Here is a 19,420-nt window from a genome sequence, read left to right on the forward strand (position 1 = left end):
CAACAATCATCGGAGTTCCCCATGTTCCCAAGATATCTCACAATCGCTGCAGGTTTTCTTTTGTCCGTGAATGCCGGTGCCGCGCTGGCGGATGAGGCGCCGTCCCACGGATCGGCACAGTTCGACCGCCTCTTTGGGGTGACGACCACTCAGGCGGTGCATGGCGGCCGTCCGGCCCTGCGGATCGAATTGTCGGAAGAAGAACAGGCAGCGCAGCTTGCCGGAGCTGGCGGCAATCGACCGACATTCGCCGTTCTTGACGTGCCCTTTGCCAATGGGGTCATCGAGGTCGACATTGCCGCAGAAATCAACGGGAGAGGCGGCAAGGATGCCAGAGGCTTCGCCGGTATCGCCTTCCACCTGACGGAAGACGGCGAAGCATTTGAAGCGGTGTATCTGCGCATGTCGAACGGGACTGCCAATACACCGCCACCACCCTCGCCCCGCGACGTGCGCGCGATCCAGTACATTGCTCACCCCGGCTTCCATTTCGCAGACTCGCGAGCCGTGCGGCCCGCACACTATGAAAAGGCCGCCAATGTTGCGCTCGGTCGTTGGCATCGCCTTCGTCTGGAAATTGATGGTTCAAACCTGAAGGCCTTTGTGGACGGTGCCTTGGCGCTGGCCATCGATGATCTGCGTCGTGCCGATCATCGCGGTGCAATCGGCCTGTGGGTGGGCGACGGCACAAGGGCCCACTTCGCCAATCTCACGATCTCAGGCCCAGAATCGGCACGATGAGTTTCCGGGAGGCAGCTGTGCCAGCGGCGGATCTGGAAACACGAAGCGTCAGTCGCGCAACCGGTCGAACGGCCAGAGCGGCGTGGGCTTTTCTCTCGCTGCTTGCGCTCGCGATGCCCGTCTCAGCCGCCAAGGCCGAGAGGTTCGATTGGAAGCGTTGTGCAGTTGAAGTCATGCCCGCGTCTGCCCGAGCATTGGTCGCCGCGCAGCAAAGCCTTATCGACGGCAACGGCTTTACGCCGGACTATCACGATTCACACAAGAAGCTCGAATTGGCCTGCGGTTACGAAATCAGACGCCGCACCGGGAAGGATCCGGGATATTTTCGGCCCCGCGTATTGTACCGATATCTCAAGCGACACATCGACGAACTGGTTGGCGATGATCAGATCGAGCCCTCGTTCATTCTGTTTCAGTTGCTCGACCCAGCCACTTCACCGCCGACTTTCATGGGGCACCGGACTTACCTTTACATGGATGATGTTCTGGTGCGTGTTGAAGATCACGCTTCCACGACCTGCTGGGTGGGCCGTGACCTTCAGATCAACCAATTTACAGGCAACGAAGTCGAGCATCTTCAGCAGATCTGGCCCAGCGAAAGCCTCGACGCGAACTTCAACGCTTCGGGGGCTACGCTCTCAGATGCGGAGCGTGCGCAGATATTCCCCCGACCGGTATGCGAACAAAATACTCGTGCAAAGCGTGGGGGTGAAGACTGATGCCCGCGACAAACGGAGACAGTCAGGAATTCCAAGTCGCTGCGCTCGACAATGAGATGCGAGCGAACGATCTGCGGCGCAAAGGAAGTTCCGCAAGGCTGCCGCCGGGCACCTCTACAACCAAGGCATTGGACCTCAGCCGGATCAAATTGCAGCGAATAAGAAGGCTGCATCGTTTCAATGCGATCATCTTGCTCGCATTCTTGCTCCCCCACGTGGTCGCGCATCTGTTTGCTGTGGCGGGGCCGGCGGCTCATGATGCTGCGCTCGATATGGTTCGATGGACCTATCGGCCTTTCCTATCCGAAATATCTCTCGTTACCCTTCTACTGAGCCAGATCGGCCTGGGAGTTGTCCTTGCGCGAAGGCGGGTCAAGGCCGGGGGCAACAAGCGTCTTGGCTGGGGCACAATGCAACTGGCCAGCGGCGGATATCTGGCCTTGTTTATCTTGCTGCATGGCAGCGCAGCGCTGGCGAGCAGATACATCAACCAGCTTCCGACCAACTTCGACTGGGTCGCCACCCCTCTGCAGCATCCCGTTACGAAATGGCTGTTCTATCCTTACTACACCCTGGCAATCGTCGCGTTGATGACCCACCTTGGCGCGTGGTTGGCATTCCGGGGTCACCGCAAGCTGGCTTGGCTGCTTCCGATCAGCGGCGCGTTGTTTGCGACAATCTATCTCGCAAGCTTTGGCGGCTGGCTGTTCCCTGTCGAAGCGCCGGCATCCTATCTGTCGATTTACGACGAGGTACTCGGAGGGCCACTCAGGTAAGATCGAAGGCGCCACGCACCGGATGGGAAAGCAGCCAGACCGCTTCCAGCACCCGATCATGCATTGGTCATGACCGAGCGCAAAGTGCTCTCCAATGAGGACGTGATTTCTTCCCCGCCCATCCGGTTACTGGCGTGGAGCAATTGATTGGCGGTCAGCCCTTCGATTACCGCCATGAGAAAGGCTGCATGGCGGCCTGCACCGGGTTCCAGCCGTTCCAGCCACTCCCCTGCGCGGTCCCTAAAGTTCCTTCGCACCTGATCGAGTTGAGCCGCGAGCCGCGGGTCGCGCCGTGCGATCAGGAAGATTTCCAGCCGCGCGGCAGTCAGCACGGCTTCCTGGTCGCTCCAGCGGGTGATGATCCGGGCCAGTTCTGCCGCAGCGTCTGCATGGGTGATCGGCACGGCGTCAAAGCGGGATTCCGCCTTTGCGAGGGTGGTCAGATCGTGCTCGGTAAGAAACCGGCATACGGCCCCCACCAAAGCATCGCGGGTACGAAACAGGTTGCTGGTGGAGCCTTCGGGCAGCCCCGCATGGCGATCTACCGCACGATGGGTGAGGCCGGCCGCGCCCTTGAGGCCAAGCACTTCGACGGCGGCGCGGGTTACACGATCAGTGCGGGAGGGGGCTGAATTCATGTCCATACCAAGGCGGTTACTACAAATGTAGTTGACGACGCAAGGCGAATCGCCTAACTAACTACATATGTAGTGCAATGGGATGCGCGCCGACTGCGCAAAACAAGAAAGGGAGGCCGCGATGGCCCAAATGCCGAGCCTTAAATCCGCACGTGAGTTTCTGTCGCACAAGGGCCTGCTTTTCCTGTTCGGCAGCATCTATCTGGTTTCGCAGGTGATCATCGCGATCACGGTCGAGCCGCTGGTGACCGAACGCATGCTTGGCTTGCAGGTCACAGGCTTCACGCCCGAGGTTTATCGCCAGACCTTCGCCGCATGGGAAGCGGAAGGGGTGATGGAATTCTATCACGCTCACCTGACCTTCGATGACATCCATTGGGTCTGGTACACCATATTCCTCAGCGTGGCGCTCGCGCTCAGCCTCGATGCGGCGCGACTGTCCGACCGGTGGAATATCGTGCTGACATTCCCGCTTGTCGCCGGGCTTTGCGACTGGTTCGAAAACGGGCTGCAGCACCAGTTCCTCAGCGGGGACGGCTACCAGATGGTGATTGCCCCGCTGACCGCGATCAGCACCACCGCCTCGATCATCAAGTGGATATTTGCCTTCGGCGCGATCTTCCTGATCGTCGGCATCCAGCTATCGCGCCTGCGCTCCAAGGGCTGAGCGCCATGCGAAAGGACATCTCCTTCGCATCGGGCGGCGTTCGCTGCGCGGCATGGCTTTATTCCGACACCTCCGCGCAATCAGGCACCTGCATCATCATGGCGCACGGGTTTGGCGGAACGCGGCACTACGGCCTTGATGCCTATGCAAAGGCTTACCGGGCGGCGGGATATGACGTGCTGCTGTTCGACTATCGCCACTTTGGCGAAAGCGAAGGCGAGCCACGCGGTCTGCTAAAGGTCAGTTTGCAGCACGAAGACTGGCGCGCGGCCATCGCACATGCCCGCTCGCTCGGTTACGGCCGGATTGTCCTGTGGGGTTCCTCCTTCGCCGGAGGGCATGTACTCGCCATCGCGGCGGAGCGTGACGACCTCTCCGGCGTGATCGCGCAGGTGCCGCATATCGGCGGGCTTGCCACCGCTTTGGCCTTGCCGATTGCCAAGCTCCCGCGAATGGCCTTTGCGATCATCGCCGACGCCGTCCTCAGCCTGTTCGGCAGACGGCACATGATAAAGGCCTTTGCCCCGGTTGGCGAATTCGGCGCCATGTCCACCCGCGGTGCCCATGACGCGTTGGTCGCGATGCTGCCCTCTGCCGAATGGCGCGGCTATTTCGATGATCACAATCGCGTTACCGCGCTGAGTCTGGTCGAGGCGATGCGTTATTCCCCCGGCAGGCGCGCCGCGCGGATTGCTTGCCCCGTGCTTATTCAAGCCGGGAAACGGGATCAAACCACGCCTTTCGGACCGGCGCGAAAGGCCGCCGGACAAATCCCCGACTGCGAATTCCGCGCCCATGATTGCGACCATTTCGACGTTTATCTTGGCACGTGTTTCGACGCGGTGATCGCCGAGCAGGTCGATTTCCTCCAGCGCCGCATTCCGGAGAGCCGCCCATGAGCCATACCATCCGAACGCAGATCGAGATCGACGCCCCGAAAGAACGCATCTGGGATATCCTCGTCGATCTCGACCGCTATCACGAATGGAATCCGTTCATCACCGATGCGCGGGGGCGGATCGCGCCGGGCGCGACATTCGAGGTCCGCCCGCGCACGGATAGCGGCAAGCGGCATGTCTTTGTTCCGCAGGTCACCGATTACCGTGAGCATCGCGAATTCACCTGGACCGGTGCGTTTTATTTCCGCTGGATCGCGCTGGGCGACCATACCTTCCGCCTGACCGAGCTCGAAAACGGCCGCGTCCGGGTCGACCATGACGAACGGATCTACGGCTTCGCCGCGCCCCTGCTGTATCTCCTTACCAAGGAGCAGATCATGACTGGGTTCGAAGCGATGAACGCGGCGCTGAAGACACGGGCCGAAACGATCGACGGATCAGCGCCTCAATAGAGGTCAGGGGCAGGAACCCGGCGCAAGGGGTGTGTGGCGGAGCAGGAGGGATTCGAACCCTCGATACGGGGTTACCGTATACACACTTTCCAGGCGTGCGCCTTCGACCACTCGGCCACTGCTCCATCTGTCCCGGCTGGGACAGAACGGCGCGGATAGACGCAAGGTTGCTCTTTCGCAAGCGTTGATCGGGTGGCACATTGCCGCGCATGAAAAACACGCTTCTGGTCGCCGTCGCCGCGCTTGCCATCGCCCTGCCTGTCACCGCGCCCGTATCCGCGCAAACGGAAACGCCCGCTCCGTCTCCCAATGAGATCGTCAATATGGCTGCGCCCGAGGAATGGATCGAAATTCCGGCGGAGGATCTGCTGGTGATGACGCTCGCGCCCGATGCCGACGGAAACGAGCGGACGGTGGTGATCCAGCTGATGCCCGCGCCCTTCTCGCAAGGCTGGGTCCACAATATCCGCCTGTTCGCGCGAAGCGGCTGGTATGACGGGATCAGCGTCAACCGGGTACAGGACAATTATGTCACCCAATGGGGCGATCCCAATTACGACAACCCCGAAGCGGCGGGCGAGGCAAAGTCGCTGCCGGAGGGGCTGAAGGTGATGGGGGAGGATGAGTATGTCGTCCCAGTAAACGACGAGATGCGCGAGAAGTTCGCAAGCGTTCTTTCCAGCGCCTTCTCCAGCGGAGCAGGCGAGGGCCCTAGAGGCTGGGCCGTCTACGCTCCCGCAGATAGCGATGCCGTAGAGCAAATGCGGAAAGCCGAGAGCTATTTGGCGCGGGATCCCTATTCACAGTTCAATCTCGCGTATCTGGGCTGGCCGGTTGCATTTGGTGACCTTTTCGATGCGTGGCCCGTCCATTGCTACGGCATGGTCGGCGTGGGGCGGAACTATTCGCCCGACACAGGATCGGGCGCGGAGCTATACACCGTTATCGGCCATGCGCCGCGCCATCTTGATCGCAACATCGCGCTGGTCGGGCGGGTGATCAGCGGGATGGAGCATCTCTCCTCGCTGCCGCGCGGGTCGGGCGCGCTGGGCTTCTACACCGAGGAAGAGGCGCACAAACGCACCCCGATCCTGTCCGTGCGCGTCGCTGCCGACCTGCCCGAAGACGAGCGTCCGCTGTTCGAATACCTTTCGACCGAAGGCGAAACCTTCGCCAGGTATGCCGAGGCCCGCGCCAACCGCCGCGATCCGTTCTTCATTGTGCCCGCAGGCGGGGCGGACATCTGCAACATCCCCGTGCCGGTGCGGCCGTTTGAATATGCGGTTGAGGAGTGACTGAGACCGTCGCCGCCACCCTTCCCTTGCGCCAGTGGCAAGGGGAACGCGGAGTGTACCACTTTGTCAATTTTGGCGGGGAAGAAGCTGAAGCGCTGGCGGGTCACGCGCTGATGCACCGGCTCGAATATGGCAGGCAGCGCGGGTTCGGATCGATCAAAGTTACAGCCGTCATCGGCAAGACGTCCTGGAAAACCTCGGTTTTCCCGATGAAACTGGATGAGATGTCGAAGCGATCAGATGCCTGGACGCTGCTCGTCAGCAAAAAGGTGATGCGCGCGGAAGACATTGCCCCCGGCGACGAGATAGAAGTCTCGGTGACCCCGCTCTAGATTTAGAGTTCCACCCCGCCCGCTTCGAGTTCGCGGGCAGACAGGCGCACGTCGGCGATGAAGCGTCCGGCTTTCGCCCGCAGTTCCTCCGCATGGGCGCCCAGCGCATTGGCGCTTGCCACCACATCATCAGCGGCGGTTCCGGTTTCCTCGCTTGCGCCGCGCAGCGCCTCAAGCCGTTTGCCGACCTGCGCCGATCCGGCGGCGACGGTGTCGATGTTGCGCGCCAGTTCCTCGCCCGAAACAGATTGCTGATCGACCGCGCTGGCGATCATCACTGCGGCCTGTTCCAGCTCGCTGATGCGGGTGACGATCCCGGACAGGTCGCTGGCGCTGGAGCGGGTCGATTCCTGCATCGCGGTGATCTTCTCGGTCACGCTGCTGGTGGCGTTGCTGGTCTGCATCGCCAGTTCCTTCACCTCGCTCGCAACCACGGCAAAGCCGCGCCCTGCCTCACCCCCGCGTGCCGCCTCGATCGAGGCGTTGAGCGCCAGCAGATTGGTGCGCTGGGCGATGGTCTGGATCAGCCCGGCGATCTCGCCGATTTCGACCGCCGCCTGCGACAGGTCGCTCATCTTGGTGTTGGCGGTGGTGACAAGCTCGCTCGCCCCGCGCGCCAGCTGCGCCGAGGCAGAGGCCTGGCGGCTGATTTCGCTGATCGAGAGCGCGAATTCGTCGGTCGCGGCGGCGGCGGCAGTGACATTGGCTGTCGCCTCTTCCATCGCTGCGCTCGCGCTGTCGGCCTGTTCGCTCGAATCCTCGGCCAGATCGACCATCTGGCGCGACGTCGCCTTCAACTGTTCCGACGCGGCGGAAACGGCGGTGATCAGTTCCCCCACCGACACTTCGAAACCGCTTGCCATATTGTCGAGCAGCTGGCTCTTTTCGAGCCGCATGGCGCGCATCTGCTCGCTCAGCTCGCGCTGCCGGGCAAGCTGGGCTTCGGCATCGCGCGCGCGGGTCTGGTTGAGATCGCGCAGTTCAAGCGAGCTTTGCCGAAAAACCCCCAGCGCGCGTGCCATCGCGCCGATTTCATCCTGCCGCTCGCGCCCCGGAATCTCGCTGTCGGTCTTGCCTGCGGCGATCCGCTGCATCGAACCGGTGATCGCGGTGATCATGCCGGTGACATCGCCGATAATCCGGCGGGCACCGAGCAGCGAAATGGCAATCCCGACCACGGTCAGAACGACAAAGGTCAGCAGGAAGCGGGTGATGGCGGCAAACAGTTCGTCCGCACCCTGCGCGGCGCGATCATGGAACTGCACCGCAAACCCGCTGATATCGGCATAGGCGGCTTGCGTTTCGGCACGCAGCGCGGCGATTTCTCGCTGGTTCGCGGTGAGACGATCGGCATCGCTGCGCAGATCATCGACAGTGGCGAGGAAGCCCTGCATCACCGGCACCAGATCGGCGGGCATGCGATCACCGGCAAAATCGACCGGGTCTTTCAGCGCATCATGGGCAGTGCGTAGGGAATCGCGGGCTTTGGCCAACCCCTCCGCGTCACCCGCTGCCGCTGCATCAAGCCCGTCGGTTGCTGCGACCAGCGCGATGGCGGCGTTGTTGGTGCGCACCTCGACCGAGGCAAGAATCGCCTGACGTTCCCCGCCCTGCGCCAGCTGCCATGTCCCGGCGAGCATCACGACGGCGATGAGCGCCAGCACGATGGTGTTGCCGAACACGGCGAGGTTCAGCTTGGCGGCTACCGAAAGCCGCGCCAGCCATCCGCCGCGCGCCGTGCCGCGTGCGCCCCTTGCGCCGCCTGCGTCTTCGTCAGGCAGAGTCAGGGGGACGGCGTCCTCCAGATCGAAATCGTGATCGATTGCACTCACTTGGCCAGTTCTCCGGTCGCGTGCCTCGCCCCGATGGGCAACGGCAACCGTCTGGCGATAGCGGGACGGGATTAAATCCGGGTAAACCCGGGCTTAACCATCGTAGGTGTCGGCTTGCATGAATTCGACCCGATTGCCGAAGGGATCGAAGGCGAAGAAGCGTGAATAGCCCTCCACCGGCTTGTCATCCCGGCAATCGTATCCCGCACCCTCAAGCCGGGTGCGCAGCCGCGCGAGATCATCGACCAGAAACGCCGGATGCGCCTTTCGCGCAGGAGTGAAATCCGGGTCCACCCCGATATGCAGGCTTACCCCGCCGCGTTCGAACCAGCAGCCGGTGGGCGAAAGCGTGTCGGGCTTGGGCACTTCATGCATTCCCAGCAATTCGCCGTAGAACTGCCGGGCGCGGTCCTCTGCCCCTGCGGGGATGGCGATCTGGATATGGTCCAAACCGATGATCGCCATGCCTGCCTCCTATATCCGGTCAGCCTGAGCCACGGCGTCGCTGGCGCGCAAGGCCGACAGGATCCGGGTAAGGTGCGCCAGATCCTGCACTTCGGCGTCGATTTCATAGGTGGTGAAAGGATGATCAAGCTGGGTCTGCACCAGGCTCGTCACATTGGTCTTGTTCTGGGCGAAGATCCCCGCCATTTCCGCCAGCGTTCCGGGCCGGTCATACAGCGTCACCGCCAGCCGCCCTACCGCGCCATGCGAACGGCTGCCCCAGTTAAGATCGAGCCAGTCGGCATCCACCCCGTCGGCCAGTTCAAGGCAATCGATCGCGTGAACCAGCACGGTTTCACCCTTGCGCCTCAGCCCGACGATACGGTCGCCCGGCACCGGGTGGCAGCATTGCGCCAGTTCGAAACCGACCCCCGCCGTCAGCCCGCGAATGGAAATCTGGCGTTCGCGCTGGTGCCAGTCCTCATCCTCTTCGAATTCGGATGTGCAGCCGGGAACCAGCGCCTCCATCACCTCGCGATCGGTCAGCTTGGCCGCGCCGATGGCGAACATCAGGTCTTCTGGCTCGTCCATGCCCAGTCGTTCGACCGCCGCGCGGATCGCTTTCTTGCCGATGCGGGCGGGGACGCGGGTCGCGATTTCATCGAACAGCTTGGCACCGATTTCGGCAACCTCGTCGCGTTCCTTCATCCGCACCGAACGGCGGATCGCGGCGCGCGCCTTGCCGGTGACGACAAAGCCGAGCCAGGACAGTTGCGGTTCGGCATTGGCGCCCTTGATGATCTCAACCACATCGCCATTCGCCAGCTGCGTGCGCAGCGGCATGTGACGGCCGTTGATCTTCGCCCCGACACAATCAATTCCCAGATCGGTGTGCACCGCAAAGGCGAAATCGACCGCGGTCGCCCCCTTGGGCAGCTGGAACAGCGCGCCCTTGGGCGTGAAGGCGAATATGCGATCCTGATAGACCGCCAGCCGTGTGTGTTCGAGCAGTTCCTCGGCATCGTGGCTGGCATCGACGATTTCGATCAGGTCGCGCAGCCAGCCGACCTGCCCATCGGCCTTGTCATGCTGTTTGTAGGCCCAGTGCGCGGCCAGCCCGAATTCATTGGTGCGGTGCATTTCGCGGGTGCGGATCTGCACCTCCACCCGCATCGAATTCTCATACATCAGCGATGTGTGCAGTGAACGGTAACCGTTCGTCTTGGGCGTGGAGATATAGTCCTTGAATTTCCCCGGCAGGAATTGCCACGTGGTGTGCAGCACCCCCAGCGCGGCATAGCAATCGGCCTCGCTTTCGGTGATCACGCGGAACGCCATTATGTCGGTCACCTGTTCGAAGCTGACGTGGCGCTCGGACATCTTCTGCCAGATCGAATAGGGATGCTTTTCGCGGCCCGTCACTTCGACTTTCAGACCCGCTTCGGCCAGCGCCTGCTTGATCTTGAGCGCGATCGCATCGACCTGCCCGCCGTCGCGGCCGCGCAATTGCTCCAGTCGCTTGGTGATGGTGGCATAGGCTTCGGGCTCAAGCTCCTTGAACGCCAGCGCCTGCATTTCGCGCATGTATTCATACATGCCCACCCGCTCTGCCAGCGGGGCATAGATATCCATCGTCTCGCGCGCGATGCGCTGGCGTTTCTCCGGCTTCTTGATGAAATGCAGCGTGCGCATGTTGTGCAGGCGATCCGCCAGCTTCACCAGCAGCACGCGGATATCCTCGGACATGGCCAGCAGGAACTTGCGCAGGTTTTCCGCCGCCCGCTCGTTTTCGGGCATGGCCTCGATCTTCGACAGCTTGGTCACGCCATCCACCAGCCGGGCGACATCGCTGCCGAAATGCGCCTCGATATCCTCGATCGTGACGAGCGTATCCTCGACCGTATCGTGCAGCAGCGCGGTGATGATGGTCTGCTGATCCAGTTGCAGGTCTGTCATCAGGCCCGCAACTTCGATCGGGTGCGAGAAATAGGGATCGCCGCTGGCGCGTTTCTGGCTGCCGTGTTTCTGCACGGTGTAGACATAGGCACGGTTGAGCAACGCCTCGTCGGCGTCGGGATCGTAGGTCAGGACCCGCTCAACTAGTTCGTACTGGCGCAGCATAGCATCCGAATATGTGCTGCACTGCGAAAAGGGGCAAGCAATAAGACAGGTGAGCGGATCAAATTGCGACTGCGGCTATGGCGCTGTCCGGTCAGCCTGCTATCGTAGGGGCAATCCAGCCAAAATGAGGAAAAAAATGAACGGCATTGCCCGCTTTTCGACCATCGCCGCAGTCGCATTCGTCGCCGCCGCAGGCGCGAGCGCAGACAATCACGCGATCACCGCCACGGCAGAGGCACGCAAGCTGGTGTTTGCAGAAGAATTCGACGCCGGTGAGCTTGACCGTGAAAAGTGGAACGTCGTGGGCATGGAATTCTGGGTCAACAACGAACAGCAGGCCTATGTCGACAGTCCCGACACGATCCAGTTCTCCGACGATGTCGAAGGCGCGGACGGCGGCGCGCTGGTGCTGCGACCGGTGTATCGCCCCGGCGTCGACACGCGTGAAGACCGCAATGCCGACTTCATCTCGGGCCGCATCAACACCCGCGGCAAGGCCGATTTCATCCACGGCCGGGTCGAAGCGCGGATCAGGATGCCCGATGCCGAAGGTGTCTGGCCCGCGTTCTGGATGCTTGGCAACGGGCGCTGGCCCGACACCGGCGAAATCGACATCATGGAATATGTCGGCGAAAAGGACTGGACCGGCGTGGCCCTGCACGGACCCGGCTATTCGGGCGAAACGCCGATCGTGAACAAGTTCTTCTTCGACGAAGGCACCGATGCGACCGACTGGCACGTCTATGCGATCGAATGGACCAAAGACGCGATCCTGTTCGAGGTCGACGGCCGCCTGACCTATCGCGCGACCCGCCCGATGATCGAACGGTATGGCGAATGGCGCTTTGACACACCCAAGTTCCTTATCCTGAACTTCGCGCTGGGCGGCGCCTACCCCTACAAGACCAATATGATCGAACAGCCCTATAACGGCATGCCGCAATCGACCGTCGACATGATCAAGGCGGGCGATGTGGCGATGTATGTCGATTGGGTGCGGGTCTACGAACCGCTCGACTAGGTTTCGGCGCAGCCCCGGTTCCCGGACGCCTCCAAATACCTGCGATTACGGGATTTATTGTCAAACCCGTTTGTGGTATCCCGATTGTGAACGTTCACAATAATATGGGCGAGGGGAGAAGCTGGTGAAAAGACTGCCGCTGTTGATGCTGGCCGCCATTCTGGCGGGATGCGGGGGAGGAGGCGGTTCGCCGCCTTCGGCGACGCTGGGCGCGCCCAGCCCGACACCCTCGCCCACTCCTTCCCCGACCCCGACGCCCTCCACCGTCGCATTTGCCGATGAATTCAACGCAGCGGCGCTGGACCGGACATTGTGGACCCCCGAAGGCCCTGATTTCTGGGTCAACAACGAGTTGCAGGCCTATATCGATTCACCCGAAACCATCGCCATCCGCCAAGGCGTGAGCGGCGCCGACGGCGGTGTTCTGGTTCTGAAGCCGATCTTCACTCCGGGACAGGACACACGCAGCGACCGCAACGCCGATTTCTCCTCCGGCCGGATCGACACGCGGGGCAAATACGACTTTACCTATGGCCGCGCCGAAGCCCGCATCCGGATGTCCGAAGACACGGGCGTCTGGCCCGCGTTCTGGCTGTTGGGCAATGACACATGGCCCGCAACCGGCGAAATCGACATCATGGAATATGTCGGCGCGCCCGAATGGACCAGCGCGGCGCTCCACGGCCCCGGCTATTCTGCCGGTGGCAGCCTGTCGCAGCGGTATTTCTTCCCTGCCGGGATCAGCGTTTCCGATTGGCATGTCTATTCGGTCGAATGGACGGCCGATGCGATCACCTTCTCCGTCGATGGCACCGCCTTTTTCAGCCAGACCCGCAGCGATGTCGCAAGGTCAGGGCCGTGGGCGTTCGACACGCCCAAGCACATCATCCTCAACTTCGCGCTGGGCGGTGACTACCCGTTTTCCGTCAACACGGTGGCCGCGCCTTATCGCGGCCTTCCGCAATCGACGGTTGACCGCATTCAGGCGGGCGAGATCGAGATGATGGTTGACTGGGTGCGCGTCACGCCGCTTGGCTGACGCGCCTCAACTCCAGGTGGCGAATCAACTCCAAGTGGCTCTGGGCGGCAGGCTCATCAGGATCGCGTCGACATTGCCGCCGGTCTTCAGGCCGAAGATCGTGCCCCGGTCATAGACCAGATTGAATTCGGCATATCGCCCCCGGTATTCAAGCTGTTGCGCGACATCGGCATCGTTGAAATCGCTGTCCATGCGCTTCCTCACCAGCTTCGGGAAGATGTCGAGGAACGCCTTGCCCACGTCCTGCGTGAAAGCGAAGTTGCGCTCGAAACCGGCGTCATCGCTGCATTCGAGGTGATCGTAGAAAATCCCGCCGACCCCGCGATGCACTTCGCGGTGGGGGATGTAGAAATAGTCGTCCGCCCATTTCTTGTAACGTTCGTAATAGGTCGGATTGTGCGCCATGCACGCCGCCCGCATCGAGGCGTGGAATTCCTCCGTGTCCGCTTCATAGGGGATTGGCGGATTAAGGTCCGCACCCCCGCCGAACCACGCCGCCTGCGTCGTCAGGAAACGGGTGTTCATATGCACGGCAGGCACATGCGGATTGTGCATATGCGCGACCAGGCTGATGCCGGTGGCGGTGAATTCGGGATGTTCGGGGCTGGCCCCGTTGATCTGGCTGGCGAACTGTTCGGAAAAGCTGCCGCGCACGGTCGAGACGTTGACACCGACCTTCTCGAACACCTTGCCTTTCATGAGGCCCTGCACCCCGCCGCCGGGATCGTCATTGCCTTCTTCCTCGCGATTCCACGGGGTGTATTGGAAGCTTGCATCCGATCCCGCCTCGCGCTCGATCGCTTCGAATGCGGCGCAGATCTGATCGCGCAGACTTTCGAACCATTCCTTTGCGCGGCCCGTGTGTGCTGCCCAGTCGCTCATGAAAACTCCCATCCCGTCAATCCCGCAGCATTGCCCCATGACAGACAGACTGTCCACCCGCTTTGACACTTGCCAAACCTCGCTCAAGGCGGCAGACGCACAGCATGGTTCCCGTTTCGTTCCCATCTGATTCTGGCGCCCCGCTGGACTTCGCGGGCGAAGAGCTGGTGCTGCTGGGCAGCAACGCGCTCTACTGGCCGCGTGAACGTGCGCTGCTGGTGGCGGACCTGCATCTGGAAAAGGGCAGCTGGTATGCAAAGCACGGCCAGATGCTGCCGCCCTATGACAGCCGCGAAACGCTGGAACGGGTCGCCGATGCGGTGAAGGCATGCGATGCGCGGCGGGTGATCACGCTGGGTGACAATTTCCACGATGGCGCGGGTACATCGCGGCTCGATCCCTATGCCGCCGGAATGCTCGAAGCTTTGACGCGATCGCTCGACTGGGTGTGGATCACGGGCAACCATGACGAAGAGATGGGCCGCGCTTTCGGCGCAACCATCGCGTCAGAGCTTGAAGTGAACGGCATCATCCTGCGGCACGAAGCGCAAGCGGGAGAGACGCGGCCCGAATTGTCGGGGCATTACCATCCCAAGATGCGGGTGCAGGTGCGCGGGCGTCATATCGCCCGCGCTTGCGGCGTGGTGAGCCGCAGCGCCAGCACCGCCCGTTCCGATCGCATGATCATGCCCGCTTTCGGCGCCTACACCGGCGGGATGGACGCCGCCGCGCCGGAGATCCTGCGCGCCCTCAGCCCGGCAGACCGCATCGACGCGGTGCTGAGCGCGAAGGGCAGGCTGGTGCAATTTCCGCTCTATCGAGCGGCATAGGGCAAGACTCATCTGGCTTTTCTCGCGCGAAAACCCTAAGTAGCGCGCATCAAGACTCAGGCTACTACAGGAGAACACACATAGCCCGTCCACCTCGGCGTTCGATGGCCCCGCCCGTAAAAAGCGGCCCTCGCTACGATCAGTTTATCCAGGTTCCCAAAGTCCGCGTCATCGACGACGAAGGCGAGAACCTCGGCGTAATGTACACCCGCGAAGCAGTCGAGCAGGCCAATGAAAAGGGCCTGAACCTGGTTGAGGTCAGCCCCAACGCGGACCCGCCGGTGTGCAAGTTCCTCGATGTCGGCAAATACCGGTACGAAGCCCAGAAAAAGGCCAACGCCGCGCGCAAGACGCAAAAAACGCAGGACATCAAGGAAGTCAAAATGCGTCCCAACATCGACACGCATGATTACGACGTGAAGATGAAGAACGTGAACAAGTTCATCCAGCACGGTGACAAGGTGAAGGTCACGCTGCGGTTCCGCGGGCGCGAAATGGCGCACCAGCATCTCGGCATGGACCTGCTCAAGCGGGTTCAGGAAGATGTCGAGGAAATCGCCAAGGTCGAAGCCTTCCCCCGGCTCGAAGGCCGCCAGATGCTGATGGTGCTCGCACCCAAGTAACTGGCAAGTAACTGGCCGGAAACCGGAATTGGAAAAGCGGGTGCCTGAAACACGGCGCCCGCTTTTTTCTTGCCCGAAACACCATTCGTCCCCGACGAACGACATGGGCGTTTCTACAAAACGCAAAACTCGTCCGATTGGCGGGAACAAACGCAAGCCATTGTGATCTATACAATGATGTGTGAGGCAAAGGGGTCGGCCATCGCCCGCCTCCAGTCGGGCAAATCCCCGCTTGGACCGGCCCCGCCTCACAACTGACCCTCATCCAGCGCGGGGCGTTCCCCTCGCCCCCCGCAATGGCCCAATCGCAGAAGGGCCGCTCGAACAGGAAGGACCGTTTGCAATGATCCGCCTTACCCCCCGCGCACTGGCTGCCAGCGCGATCGCCGCGTCGGCGCTTGTGCTTGGCACCGCCCCCGCATTCGCTCAGGGCAATGCGCCCGATCCCCGTTTCGAAACCTTCACCCCTTCGAATGCACCGATCGATCACACGATCGACTATTCGATCTGGGACGAGGCGATGAAGAACCTCGTCATCTCGATGGGCCCCAGCTTGCGCGAAACCGCCGGTGCGCCTCCGTCGAGCTTCGGCACGCGCCGCCAGTACGGCCACGTTTCGCGCTATCGTCTCGAAGGCTCGCGGATCATGTTCAGCTTCCTCGACGCGGACATCATCTCCAGCTTCACCGAATATCGTCAGGATCTGGAGCGCACCGCCGATCTGGTCGATATCCAGTCGCTCTCGCGCAACGAACAGCTCGCTTACTGGATCAACCTGCACAATGTCGCGATGATCGAACAGATCGCCAACGCCTGGCCCGTGCGCCAGCCGCGCGAGATCAAGATCGACGGCGTGCCGCTGGACGAAGCGCGCTTCATCACGGTCGAAGGCATCGCTCTGAGCCCGCGCGACATCCGCGAAAAGATCGTTTTCGCCAACTGGCGGAACCCCAAGGTGATCTACGGCTTTTGGCGCGGCGAGATCGGCGGCCCGTCGATCCAGCGCGAAGCCTTCAACGCCGATAACGTAGCCCGCCTGCTCGATCGCGGCGCTCGCGATTTCGTGAATTCGCTACGCGGCACGCAAAAGCAGGGATCGACGCTGGAAGTGTCAGAGCTGTTCCGCGACGTGGCGCCGTATTACTTCCCGAACTTCGAAGCCGATCTGCGCGCGCATCTCACCGAGTATGCCGATGAGGAAACCAAGGCTTTGCTCACCGGCACGGACCGGATCGAAACCACGGTAAGCGAATACGACATCGCCGATCTGGCCGGTGGCGTGCGCGAACCGACCTATCAGAACATCCAGAGCGCCGACGGCACGCAGGTCAGCTTCCGCATCCCGCAAAGCATGACCCAACTGCTGCAACAGCGCGAAGAAAAGTTCCAGCGCATCATCCGTGAAGGCCGCACCGGAACCGTCACCTTCAGCAACATCTCGCTGCCCGGCGACCCCGAGGACAAGGAAGAAGTCGAGTAATCCCCCCGCTTGCCGACACACGAAAGGCCGCGCGGCAATCAGCCGGGCGGCCTCTTTCTTGGGCCCAATGCGCGGGACAGTGTGTTGAAGCGATTGCCGATTTCGCGCATATTGCCGCGCGCAATGGGAAGGCAGGGAGCCTGCGATGCGTTTCAATTCGGCATGTCTGATGGTGGCAGCTTTGGCTCTGCTTCCCGCAAGCGGTGCGCTGGCACAGCAACAGCAGCAGGCGCAGGCAGACACCGCCGAAGCTGCGGGCAACCCGTTTGCAATCTTCACCCCCACGACCGACCCGATCCGCCACCGGATCGATTACGATGTCTATGATTTCGCGCTCAAGAACCTTGTCGTTTCGATGGGACCATCGACCCGCAGCCGACCGTTTGCATCCAACGCTCCACTCGGAACGCGACTGCGTCAGGGGCACAATTCGCGCTACAGGCTCGAAGGTTCGATGGTGGGCTTTTCCTTCTTCAACACCGAAGTGACCGACAGCTTAGCGGAATACCGGCGCGAATTGGTGGAAGTCGCCAACTCGCTCGATATCTCCAACCTGCCGCGCAACGAACAGCTGGCGTTCTGGTTCAACCTCCACAACGTCACCATGCTGGAATTCATCGCCCGCGAATATCCGGTGCGCCAGCCGCGCGAGATCATGGTGGACGGGGTGCATTTCGAAGAGGCACCAATCTTCGACATTCGCGGCGTCAGCATGAGCCTGAAGGATATCCGCGAGAAGATCGTCTTCGCCAATTGGCGCAACCCCAAGGTTATCTACGGCTTCTGGCGCGGCGAGATCGGCGGTCCGGCGCTGGAGCGCGAGGCCTTCACCGGATCGAATGTCGGATCATTGCTCGATCTGGCGGCGGAGGACTTCGTCAATTCGCTGCGCGGCACGCAGAAGAATGGTGACACGCTGGAGGTGTCGACCCTGTATCAGGATGCCGCGCGCTTCTACTTCCCCGATTTCGCGGCGGACGTGCGCGCGCATATTGCGTCCTATGCCAAAGAGGATGTCGCCGAAATCCTTGAGCAGACGCAATTGACCCGCGCCTCGATCCGCGAATGGGACGTTGCCGATCTGTCAGGCGGTGCACGCGGGGCGAACTATCTCGCCAGCAGCCGTCCGGGGCTGACGCCGGGCGCAGCCCAGTTGCTGAGCGAACGCCAGCAGAAACTCGACACGATGGAGCGGCGCGACATTCCCACGGGCCGGGTGATCTTCTCCAACATCGACCTGCCCGGCGATCCGCCCAACAAGAACGCGGTCGAGTAACGCGCGACAGCAGCAAGAGCCGATCTTTATTGAGATTTTCGGGAATTGTGATACCTTGTCACGTGGACGGGTGACCTATTCTGGTCGGACATGCTGCATTGGGAGAAATGCCATGAAACCTCGCCTGATCGCTGCCTTGCTGGCGGCCACTGCCCTTGCCGCGCCACTCGCGGCTGAACCTTCTTCAATCGATTTCGCCGCGCAGGCAGGTGCGGCCGAAGCCTCCGCATCGCCCTTCGCCCGGTTTGCCCCGGCGGCGGACCGCCGCGAACACCGGATCGACTATGCCCATTGGGACGAGGCGCTGGGATGGTTTGTGGTGCCGATGGGCCCTTCCCTGCGCCAGCAACCCACACCGATTGCGGTCAACACCGGATCGCGCCGCGTCTATGGTCATGACTCGCGCTATCGGCTCGAAGGAAACCGGGTCGCCTTTTCCTACATGACACCGCAGATCATCAGCGCGCTTGGCGAATATCGCGCGGACCTGGAACGGGTCGGCAGCGAGATGGACATCACCCGTCTGCCGCGTAACGAACAGCTCGCCTTCTGGCTGAACCTGCACAATGTCGCGGTGATCGAGGCGCTGGCGAAGGAATATCCGCTGGCCGAACCGCACGAGCGGCAATTCGGGTCAAACCGCGCCGCTCTGGACGAAGCCAAGCTGGTGACGATTGCCGGGGTGGAGCTGTCGCCCCGCGATATCCGCACCCGGATCGTCTATCCCAACTGGCGCGATCCCAAGGTGATCTACGGCTTCTGGCACGGCGTGATCGGCGGACCGTCGATCCAGCGGCTCGCCTACACCGGCGACAATGTCGATGCGCTGCTGGCGCTGTCGGGTGAGGAATTCGTCAACTCGTTGCGCGGGGTGGAAAGCTGGGGCAACAGGCTGCGGCTCAGCCCCGTATACGAAGAGGCCGCGCCGTTCTATTTCGCAAACGGCGATGCGCTGCGCACCCATCTGGTGCAATTCGCGCGCGAGGACGTGCGCGATCTGGTCACGAGAACACAGGCTGTCGCATACAAGCCGCTGGAGCGCGACATCGCCGATCTGCAACGCGGAGAGGTCGAACCGCAGCACAATTTCCTGACACAGACCGATTGCAAATACGAAAGCTGTGCTGGCGCGGCAGCCAGCCTCAACCAGTCGGGCGGCCCTTCGATCAGGGTCAATCCGGCCATCGCAAGGCTGGTGCGCGAACGCCGCGAAAAGCTCGACCGCGCCCGCCGCGCAGGCATCCGCACGGGCATGGTGATCTATGGCGATGGCGAGTATTCCGAAGGCGAGGCTGCCCGCGAAGTCGAATGACACCCGGTTGCGTGCCCAAGGTAAAGCCTGATAGGCCCCCG

Annotated in this window: 20 protein-coding genes and 1 tRNA gene; 15 read left to right on the forward strand and 6 right to left on the reverse strand. The window is 61.9% G+C overall.

Translation table 11 applies throughout. The features are described from left to right. Window positions 1-21: 21 nt before the first annotated feature. Genes AABA34_RS14710 through AABA34_RS14720 form a run of 3 tightly spaced genes read left to right on the forward strand, consistent with a single transcriptional unit; the run spans window position 22 to window position 2,236 of the window. Complete coding sequence (locus tag AABA34_RS14710) at window positions 22-741, forward strand: hypothetical protein (protein ID WP_051700079.1); 720 nt, start codon at window positions 22-24, stop codon at window positions 739-741. After that, window positions 738-1,460, forward strand: coding sequence for a hypothetical protein (locus tag AABA34_RS14715; protein ID WP_338303192.1), 723 nt, complete (start codon window positions 738-740; stop codon window positions 1,458-1,460). The genes AABA34_RS14710 and AABA34_RS14715 overlap by 4 nt, the downstream gene beginning before the upstream one ends. Before the next feature lie 56 nt (window positions 1,461-1,516). Beyond that, window positions 1,517-2,236 (forward strand): hypothetical protein, encoded by a 720-nt coding sequence (locus AABA34_RS14720; protein ID WP_338303193.1) that lies wholly within the window; start codon window positions 1,517-1,519, stop codon window positions 2,234-2,236. A gap of 56 nt (window positions 2,237-2,292) precedes the next feature. On the opposite strand, the gene AABA34_RS14725 is transcribed toward AABA34_RS14720, so the two are convergent. Beyond that, window positions 2,293-2,874 (reverse strand): TetR/AcrR family transcriptional regulator, encoded by a 582-nt coding sequence (locus AABA34_RS14725; protein ID WP_338303194.1) that lies wholly within the window; start codon window positions 2,872-2,874, stop codon window positions 2,293-2,295. Window positions 2,875-2,995: 121 nt separating this feature from the next. Between AABA34_RS14725 and AABA34_RS14730 the strand changes: the two genes are divergently transcribed. From AABA34_RS14730 to AABA34_RS14740, 3 genes are read left to right on the forward strand one after another with little or no spacing between them, the layout of a single operon-like run. Then, window positions 2,996-3,541: a hypothetical protein gene (locus tag AABA34_RS14730; RefSeq protein WP_338303195.1), complete on the forward strand. Its 546-nt coding sequence runs from the start codon at window positions 2,996-2,998 to the stop codon at window positions 3,539-3,541. Window positions 3,542-3,546: 5 nt separating this feature from the next. Further along, the gene (locus AABA34_RS14735; RefSeq protein ID WP_034955298.1) at window positions 3,547-4,440 is read left to right on the forward strand and encodes an alpha/beta hydrolase; all 894 of its coding nucleotides are present in this window, start codon (window positions 3,547-3,549) and stop codon (window positions 4,438-4,440) included. Next, window positions 4,437-4,892, forward strand: coding sequence for an SRPBCC domain-containing protein (locus AABA34_RS14740; RefSeq protein WP_034955300.1), 456 nt, complete (start codon window positions 4,437-4,439; stop codon window positions 4,890-4,892). The genes AABA34_RS14735 and AABA34_RS14740 overlap by 4 nt, the downstream gene beginning before the upstream one ends. Before the next feature lie 34 nt (window positions 4,893-4,926). Here AABA34_RS14740 and AABA34_RS14745 read toward each other — a convergent pair. Beyond that, window positions 4,927-5,017 (reverse strand) — tRNA-Ser (locus AABA34_RS14745). An 84-nt stretch (window positions 5,018-5,101) separates the two neighbouring features. Between AABA34_RS14745 and AABA34_RS14750 the strand changes: the two genes are divergently transcribed. After that, window positions 5,102-6,187: a peptidylprolyl isomerase gene (locus AABA34_RS14750; RefSeq protein WP_034955303.1), complete on the forward strand. Its 1,086-nt coding sequence runs from the start codon at window positions 5,102-5,104 to the stop codon at window positions 6,185-6,187. Continuing rightward, the gene (locus tag AABA34_RS14755) at window positions 6,184-6,519 is read left to right on the forward strand and encodes a DUF1905 domain-containing protein (RefSeq protein ID WP_034955305.1); all 336 of its coding nucleotides are present in this window, start codon (window positions 6,184-6,186) and stop codon (window positions 6,517-6,519) included. Before AABA34_RS14750 ends, AABA34_RS14755 begins: the two co-directional genes overlap by 4 nt. 2 nt (window positions 6,520-6,521) lie before the next feature. Here AABA34_RS14755 and AABA34_RS14760 read toward each other — a convergent pair whose 3' ends face one another. The 3 genes from AABA34_RS14760 to AABA34_RS14770 all read right to left on the reverse strand — a co-directional run bounded on the left by AABA34_RS14760 (window position 6,522) and on the right by AABA34_RS14770 (window position 10,916). Next, window positions 6,522-8,351 (reverse strand): methyl-accepting chemotaxis protein, encoded by a 1,830-nt coding sequence (locus AABA34_RS14760; RefSeq protein ID WP_051700086.1) that lies wholly within the window; start codon window positions 8,349-8,351, stop codon window positions 6,522-6,524. Between the two features lie 93 nt (window positions 8,352-8,444). Then, the gene (locus AABA34_RS14765) at window positions 8,445-8,816 is read right to left on the reverse strand and encodes a VOC family protein (protein WP_034955307.1); all 372 of its coding nucleotides are present in this window, start codon (window positions 8,814-8,816) and stop codon (window positions 8,445-8,447) included. A gap of 9 nt (window positions 8,817-8,825) precedes the next feature. Continuing rightward, window positions 8,826-10,916, reverse strand: a complete 2,091-nt coding sequence (locus AABA34_RS14770; RefSeq protein ID WP_034955309.1) for a RelA/SpoT family protein — start codon at window positions 10,914-10,916, stop codon at window positions 8,826-8,828. 136 nt (window positions 10,917-11,052) lie between these two features. On the opposite strand from AABA34_RS14770, the gene AABA34_RS14775 reads away from it, so the two are divergent. Both AABA34_RS14775 and AABA34_RS14780 read left to right on the forward strand, forming a co-directional pair. Further along, a complete protein-coding gene (locus AABA34_RS14775) occupies window positions 11,053-11,937 on the forward strand; it encodes a glycoside hydrolase family 16 protein (protein ID WP_034955311.1) in 885 nt (294 codons plus the stop codon). Between the two features lie 124 nt (window positions 11,938-12,061). Further along, window positions 12,062-12,976: a glycoside hydrolase family 16 protein gene (locus AABA34_RS14780; RefSeq protein WP_338303196.1), complete on the forward strand. Its 915-nt coding sequence runs from the start codon at window positions 12,062-12,064 to the stop codon at window positions 12,974-12,976. A gap of 24 nt (window positions 12,977-13,000) precedes the next feature. Here AABA34_RS14780 and hemF read toward each other — a convergent pair whose 3' ends face one another. Further along, a complete protein-coding gene (gene hemF / locus AABA34_RS14785; RefSeq protein WP_338303197.1) occupies window positions 13,001-13,858 on the reverse strand; it encodes an oxygen-dependent coproporphyrinogen oxidase in 858 nt (285 codons plus the stop codon). A 104-nt stretch (window positions 13,859-13,962) separates the two neighbouring features. On the opposite strand from hemF, the gene pdeM reads away from it, so the two are divergent. From pdeM to AABA34_RS14810, 5 genes are all read left to right on the forward strand, one after another. Continuing rightward, the gene (gene pdeM / locus AABA34_RS14790; RefSeq protein ID WP_051700089.1) at window positions 13,963-14,688 is read left to right on the forward strand and encodes a ligase-associated DNA damage response endonuclease PdeM; all 726 of its coding nucleotides are present in this window, start codon (window positions 13,963-13,965) and stop codon (window positions 14,686-14,688) included. Window positions 14,689-14,792: 104 nt separating this feature from the next. Continuing rightward, window positions 14,793-15,311 (forward strand): translation initiation factor IF-3, encoded by a 519-nt coding sequence (gene infC, locus AABA34_RS14795; protein ID WP_034955316.1) that lies wholly within the window; start codon window positions 14,793-14,795, stop codon window positions 15,309-15,311. Between the two features lie 343 nt (window positions 15,312-15,654). Beyond that, window positions 15,655-16,791 (forward strand): DUF547 domain-containing protein, encoded by a 1,137-nt coding sequence (locus tag AABA34_RS14800; RefSeq protein ID WP_034955317.1) that lies wholly within the window; start codon window positions 15,655-15,657, stop codon window positions 16,789-16,791. Between the two features lie 145 nt (window positions 16,792-16,936). Beyond that, window positions 16,937-18,067, forward strand: a complete 1,131-nt coding sequence (locus tag AABA34_RS14805; protein WP_034955319.1) for a DUF547 domain-containing protein — start codon at window positions 16,937-16,939, stop codon at window positions 18,065-18,067. Window positions 18,068-18,179: 112 nt separating this feature from the next. Beyond that, the gene (locus tag AABA34_RS14810) at window positions 18,180-19,379 is read left to right on the forward strand and encodes a DUF547 domain-containing protein (RefSeq protein WP_034955321.1); all 1,200 of its coding nucleotides are present in this window, start codon (window positions 18,180-18,182) and stop codon (window positions 19,377-19,379) included. Window positions 19,380-19,420: the final 41 nt, after the last annotated feature.

The organism is Erythrobacter sp. Dej080120_24 (genome assembly GCF_036322605.1).
Lineage (GTDB): Bacteria > Pseudomonadota > Alphaproteobacteria > Sphingomonadales > Sphingomonadaceae > Erythrobacter > Erythrobacter aurantius.